Annotated in this window: 3 protein-coding genes and 1 pseudogene; 2 read left to right on the forward strand and 2 right to left on the reverse strand. The window is 44.1% G+C overall.

Annotated features, from left to right (window positions below; all coding sequences use genetic code 11):
• Nucleotides 1–349: 349 nt before the first annotated feature.
• Entirely contained in the window at nucleotides 350–1,411 is a 1,062-nt protein-coding gene (locus tag G344_RS0106835) for a nicotinate-nucleotide--dimethylbenzimidazole phosphoribosyltransferase (protein WP_051245846.1), read from the forward strand.
• A 346-nt stretch (nucleotides 1,412–1,757) separates the two neighbouring features.
• On the opposite strand, the gene G344_RS11505 is transcribed toward G344_RS0106835, so the two are convergent.
• On the reverse strand, nucleotides 1,758–5,228 hold the full coding sequence (locus G344_RS11505) for an ESPR-type extended signal peptide-containing protein (RefSeq protein ID WP_051245848.1): 3,471 nt from the start codon (nucleotides 5,226–5,228) through the stop codon (nucleotides 1,758–1,760).
• A gap of 467 nt (nucleotides 5,229–5,695) precedes the next feature.
• Between G344_RS11505 and G344_RS10935 the strand changes: the two genes are divergently transcribed.
• The gene (locus G344_RS10935; RefSeq protein WP_051245850.1) at nucleotides 5,696–6,523 is read left to right on the forward strand and encodes a formate dehydrogenase accessory sulfurtransferase FdhD; all 828 of its coding nucleotides are present in this window, start codon (nucleotides 5,696–5,698) and stop codon (nucleotides 6,521–6,523) included.
• 52 nt (nucleotides 6,524–6,575) lie between these two features.
• Here the strand turns inward: G344_RS10935 and G344_RS0106855 are convergent.
• A pseudogene (locus G344_RS0106855) lies at nucleotides 6,576–6,876 on the reverse strand (IS256 family transposase); the annotation flags it as partial.

A 6,876-nucleotide genomic window follows, 5' to 3' on the forward strand; every position in this document is an offset into this window, starting at 1 on the left:
TGAAATGAATAGATAAAAAAGTATCCTACGATAGCTCTTTGAAGCCCGGTCTTACGAAGGGCATTCTGCATAGCTATCGTAGGATACTTTTTTCTAGCGAGGAGAAGAAAGGAGACTATCAGCATAAGAAACGCTCTTCGATAGACTGAGCTTTCGTTGCTGATAGTCTCCTTTCTTTTGGGTGTTCATTCGTCAGACCTGACCTCTGAGATATATGGACATCGCTTGTAAAAAATCTATTTTATCTTTTACAATATATGCATACGCCTACCGTACATGATGATTGTATAGAAGGAACTCATGATATAGCAGTAATAGATTAATTATTTTATGTGAGAAAGGGATTTTAATGAAAGAAACAGATCAAACCACAACCTCATCAACAATCCAACAGAACACACCGGACGCACTGCGCGCTGATATTGAAGCCTTACTCAGCAGTCGTTGCACCATTCCCGGCAGTTTACCCCAGTGGGAAAGGGCTTTCACCAAACTATGTATGGCTTGGGGGCGCATGGAAGATAGCATTAACCCCGTCCACATCGTGTATAGTGCCGACAATGGCATCACGGAAGAGCCACATATTCAGTATCCCCAGTCCATCACCTATCATCATACGGTGAACATGCTTCACGGCGGTGCTACCATCAGTGCCTTTTGCCGCTTCAACACGATTCCTTTAGTCATTGCCGATGTGGGAATTAATCATCCTGAACCGGTAGGGCTCAATTTGAAAGCAGCTACCGGAACAAAGAACTTTACCAAAGAACCGTCCATGTCAAAAGAAGAATATACCCACGTGTGGAACAAAGCCGCTCAGCTTATCACTCATCAAAAAGAAGCCGGTTATAATCTGATTTCCTTCGGTGAAATGGGAATCGGTAACACTACAACCTCGGCAGCCGTATTGAGTGCCTTAACAGGATTGCCACCGGAAGAAACGGTAGGCTACGGATCCGGAGCCAGTGAAGAAACGTATCGCATCAAGCGCGATGTAGTTAGACGAGGACTCGCTTTGCATCACGATGCGATGACATCGCCGCAGGACATTCTCCGCTGCGTCGGTGGCTTTGACCTCGTCGCCTTAACCTCCTCCATGCTCGCCTGCCTGGAGCAGAAACTCCCCTTTGTCATTGATGGATTTATCACTGCCGTTGCCTTAGCGGCTGCCTATGCCATTGATCCTAAGGTCGCCGACTATGCATTGCCATCACACCAATCGCGTGAAACCGGCATGACAGCGGCACTTGCCTTTGCCCACCAACCACCGGAGTCAGTCATGCTTCATGCTTCCATGGCCCTCGGCGAAGGATCCGGCGCAGTGTTAATGGTACAATTATTAAAAACTATCTACTATGCATTCACCCACATTATATCCTTGGAAGATATTTTTAAAGAAACATTGCCATAAGGAAGTACTCTGGCTATTAACTATCATCGATAACTTACTATTATACAGCGAAAGAGGGTATCATAGCCGCGCAGAGAGCATTCGCAAGACCTGCCTTCCCTTAATCTTGCTTGGCTATTAACTATCATCGGTAATTTACTATATATACAGCGAAAGAGGGTATCATAGCCGCGCAGAGAGCATTCGCAAGACCTGCTTCCCCCTATCTTGCTTGGCTATTAACTATCATCGGTAATTTACTATTATATAGCGAAAGAGGGTATCATAGCCGCGCAGAGAGCATTCGTAAGACCTGCTCTCCTAGCGGCTATGATACCCTCTAAGATTACAGCGTAACCGATGAAAGTTACTTAGCCAACAACTGCTGTACCATTGCCTTCAATTCATTAATTTCAGCTTCTTGTTTAGCCAAACCTTCTTGTTGTTTCTGAATATCTACTTGTTGCTGTTTAATAATGGCATCTTGCTGTGCATCGCGTGCTTCCATAGCATTTACCATGCGAACAAGTTCTGCCTTAGACTTGCCGCTGTACGATTCACCGCTGCCTGTACGCCAGCTAATACCCATGTTCCACATGTTTTCACCGTTACCGAAAGCACCGCCTATGGAAAGCTGCGTTACTTCGTTCGGACGATAGAAAGCACCTAAGGCCATTGCCGAAGTTCCCTTATACGCACCTACCCCGGCAGCAATGTTCCACTTATCATCCGCATCAAAGTCGAGAGGATGTAATGCAGCGAGTGCCGCAGCACCGGCCCCCACCTTATCTACACGGCGATTGGTTTCACGAATGCGATTATCCAATGCATTTACGTGCTTATCCACGCCATCAATGCGATTATTAAGATCTTCTCTAACCGTATACAGCTGTCCGCCGTTCACAGCATATGTAGAATCACCTGTTAACTCACTGCCAGCTACATTAGAAATTGTCTTTCCGCCTGCATCAATGCCGTTAGTCGTAATGGATGGGCCGTTCGTAATGGTAAGACCATTAGCATTTACCGTAGTAGTATTTGTAGAATTTCCAATAGTAAGCGAGCCTTCGTTACCCATGTGGATGGAATTGTTTTGTATTATTGTGTCGCCTACCGTCACCTGCTTGGAAGCAGTAACACTATCCACAGAAATATTTTTACTTAAGGACACTTTATATTCCGCTGGTTTAGAGGGGGTAGTGGAGTCCATTCCCTCAGGGGAAACAACAATATTAGAATCCCCACTTTGAACTTTACCTACGCCACCATCTTTACCCGGTTCACCTTTCAAGGAGTCGATAAATTCTTTTTCGGTTTTATTTGCATTATTTATATCACTGTTCTTCCAGATGTCATATGCAGACTTGCCATCGGCACCATTTTCACCCGGTTCACCTTTCTCTCCTTTAATGGCGTTCTCATATTCTTCTATGGTTCCATCTGGATTGCCGTTTTCTTTCCATACTTCATATGCGGACTTTCCATCTTTACCATTTTCACCATTTTGACCGGGTTCGCCCTGATCACCTTTCTCTCCTTTGATGGCGTTCTCATAGTCTTCCATGGTCCCATTTGGATGACCATTGTCTTTCCACACTTCATATGCGGACTTGCCATCGGCACCATTAGTGCCATTCGTACCGGGTTCACCCGGTTCACCTTTCTCTCCTTTGATGGCGTTCTCATAGTCTTCCATGGTCCCATTTGGATGACCATTGTCTTTCCACACTTCATATGCGGACTTGCCATCGGCACCATTAGTACCATCAGCACCATCTTTACCCGGTTCACCTTTCAAGGAGTCGATAAATTCTTTTTCCGTTTTACCCTCATTGCCGTTTTCTTTCCATACGTCATATGCAGACTTACCATCGGTACCATCTTCACCTTTAGGTCCTTTAAAGTCTGGATCATTTTTGAGCGTGTTTTTATCTAAGGTAACAAGAATTCGTTTATCATTATCTTCGCCTACTTCAGTAACCTTGAGTCCATCGCCAAAGTCAAAAGCAAGATGGCTAATATTCATAGTGCTTTTAATTTTATTCCCACTTGTATATGCATCTTTACTATCCTTGCTACCACCACTGTAGAATGTAACCGGCGTAGTCATAGCTCGTTTCAACTGCGCTACATTGACAGCATCGGTGTCATTCGTACCGGCAGCGACTCCGGTGATTTGACGGGTAATCTTCGTATCCCCTACAAGATCCCCTACCGATACAGCCGCGCGAGTGCTCTGCCAAATATATGCTGAATCCTTGTCAGAATCAGACAATGCATACTCCGTTCCTGTACGAGGATCATAGCCGGTTTTTTCTTTATCTACACTGGCTACACTCTCGCTACCAAGGGCTACGCCGCCTTCCTTCTGTACATTCGCATTGTACCCAAGAATTGTAGCATTAGAAACGGCAAGTTCTCTGTTTTTTTCTGCAGAACCAAGGATAACATTGTTCGTCTTTCCGCTCTTAAGAGTATAGTTATCGCCGAAGATGATATTGTCATTGGCTCCTTTTTCGACTGTATTATTACTGCCGATGATTTTCACTTTGCTCGCTTTGGTAATGGTATTGTTATGACCAATAACAGAGTCAAGGGTAACCACTTCCCCAGGATCTTCCTCATTTTCTTGACCTGTAACAGTATTATTAACACCTGTAATCATGGTGAGATTTGTATAGTTGGCTACGTTACCGCCACCGAAAGCCATGGTCGCTCCGCCGCCATCGGATTCTTTAATTGTAGTTCTAATTTTTCCAGCAAATTCTTTAGCTGAATCACCGCTATTGGTCGGAGCCTTCTTCAACGTAACAATAGAATTAGTAATTTCATTACCTGCACCATATATAAGTGAACCATTCGAGTTAGAAGTCCTATTAGCCACACCGGTAATCGTGTTAGCTATACCAGAATAATACTCTCCATTCATTCCCTCAATACTGTTTAGTGCACCAGTAATAGTGGCCCCTAAATTTTTTACGGGATTAGCCAAACGACCACCATTATAATTGCTTGAAATAATGTTATAAGCCCCTGTAGTCGTAGTGAATGCACCATTGCTAAAGCTGTTCGCACCAACAGTTGTGGCATAGACATTCAATGCATACGTTCTGGTTGATGCTGTATCAACAGTGGTATCACCTAATTCCCCCTTGTAATTATGAGAACCTATCATGGTGCTACCAGTACGAGCAAAGGCATTATCACCAATAGCTATACTTCCAACTACTTTTGACGGATCTTCCGGTATTCTAGATGCCGAAAAAGTGCTGCCACTAAATGTTGTCTGTCCAAAGGCAAAACTAGCTTCGCCACCGCCGGCCATGTTTTCTATTTTCGCATTTTTACCGATAGCAATACTACCACCTTGGCTAGCATAATTATTAATAGTAACGTCCGACCCAATAGCTATATCACCAGTTGCTGTTGAGACACCATTGCTATATTTAACAGTGGCACTTTTCCCAATAGCTATATTTTCTGCCTTAGGTGCATTACTACTAGCGCCTATGGCTACCCCACTCGATATCGCTTCCGTACCAATAGCTACAGCATTCTCAGCGTTTGCCTGTGCACCACTTCCTACAGCCGTACTGGTTGCATCCGTTGCTACTGATCCTGTTCCGTAGGCCACGCCATTGCCTGTCCCTACTGTCTCATCCGCAGCCCCTACATAACTTGTCACCCCACTGCACAAAAGCGTGGCGCACAGTAATGCTACCGTCCCCCTAGATTTTGTTGTTCTGTGACTACTCTTTACATGCCCCTTGACTAATTCCGATACTACCACAAAGCAATTTCGTGTACCGCTCCAGATAACTCGATGTATTTTGTTCATCCTAACCTCCTTAAGCATACGCCGTTTCCCTCATTGTATATATCTATTTATACTAAAATATTACCCCCCCCGTGTACTTATGTCAACAAATATGTACTTTCACAATAAATTTTTATGGTTATTGTTATGTATTTATCAAGTTCATATTATTTTGTATACAAATCAGTACAAATACGCATCACACATCTATATAACCAGCACTTACGTATATGTTATACAACAAGATAAATCTCCATAATACAATCAGTCCTTGATGACTCCCTAAAAAATAAACGCATACCATGCCGCACTTTACACCCATTACCACTACGCATACCATTTAGGATTATGTCGTCTTTCATCGACCATGCATATATAGCAATGGATTATAACCCTATAATCTATTACTATATATGTATATGAACTAGTCTTTCTATCATCAACGAAGTAATCTCCGGACTATCCGATTGTCTCGTAGGAGGTCTATTATGTACGAGTTATCCGAAACCAATATATATCCGTGCTGGCATTACGATGCCGAACTGAGCACGTCAGCGGCCACTTCGATTTCACGGGAAGTGCGTTATGAATTGTATTTGGATCATCAATCGTTGGGGCATGTAATCGCGTCACCGCATCACTTAGATGAATTAGGTCTTGGCTATTGTCTGGCAGAAGGCTATATCCAATCACCTGATGAAGTCGCTGCCATTGATGTAGATGCCACGAGTCATCGCATCACACTTCGTCGCACGTCTATCGCTACGGCAACGATGCAACGCCGGAGCTCGTCTTCAATCGTCGATACAACTGCCAAGTCCGTTTCGATTAGCAGTACAACTCTCCGGTCCGCTTCGAGCATTGATACAACCCACAAGTCCTCACCGCATTGGTCTGTTACCTCTGAGGAAATTTGTTCCTATGGTACACTGCTGGACTCTATCACGAAAGCGCATCACATATCGCATGGCGTTCATGAAGGAGCCATAGTCAAAAACGGTTGCGTCGTAGCCTATGCGGAGGATGTGGGCCGTCACAATGTATTGGACCGACTGCTGGGCATTGTCGCCAAGAAGCATATCGACACGACGGATACTTTACTCATCTTTAGCGGTCGCGTACCGGACTCGGTGATTCGCAAGGTTCACCGCATAGGCTGTCCTATTCTCTGTTCGCGTGCCATGCCCACAGAGCTGGGTATTACCTTGGCCGATGCCTACGGAATTACACTTGTCAATAAGCTACGTCCTACAGAGTTTTTAGTCTTTGCTCATCCGGAGCGCGTCATAGCCGATACGCAATTAATACATAGTTAGTAAACGGTTAATAAAGGGTTATAGGACAAAAAGTGTGTGTGGATAACTCCAATTAATCCCAATACGTGGGAAGTTCCGTGGACATATGCAATTCATTCCAGGCAATTGCGTCACCCCATTTAGGTATGGTATTGTTCACACGGTTGTTGTTCCAAGTTATTTTCTTATAAATAGCAGATATACTTTCATCTGTAGGCATATCGTTTAATAGTTCTGAAAGAGAAAGCGGTCTTGGCGAATGCATATAGCACCACCAATAGACCGCTTTTAATCGCCTTTCAAGAGATAATCCTCGATGAGTACGTAGCATATCTCTAAGCTGAGCATTAACCCCTCCTTCTAAACGGTTATTC

Origin of the sequence: Veillonella magna DSM 19857 (genome assembly GCF_000428745.1) — a bacterium.
GTDB classification, from domain to species: Bacteria; Bacillota; Negativicutes; order Veillonellales; family Veillonellaceae; genus Veillonella_A; species Veillonella_A magna.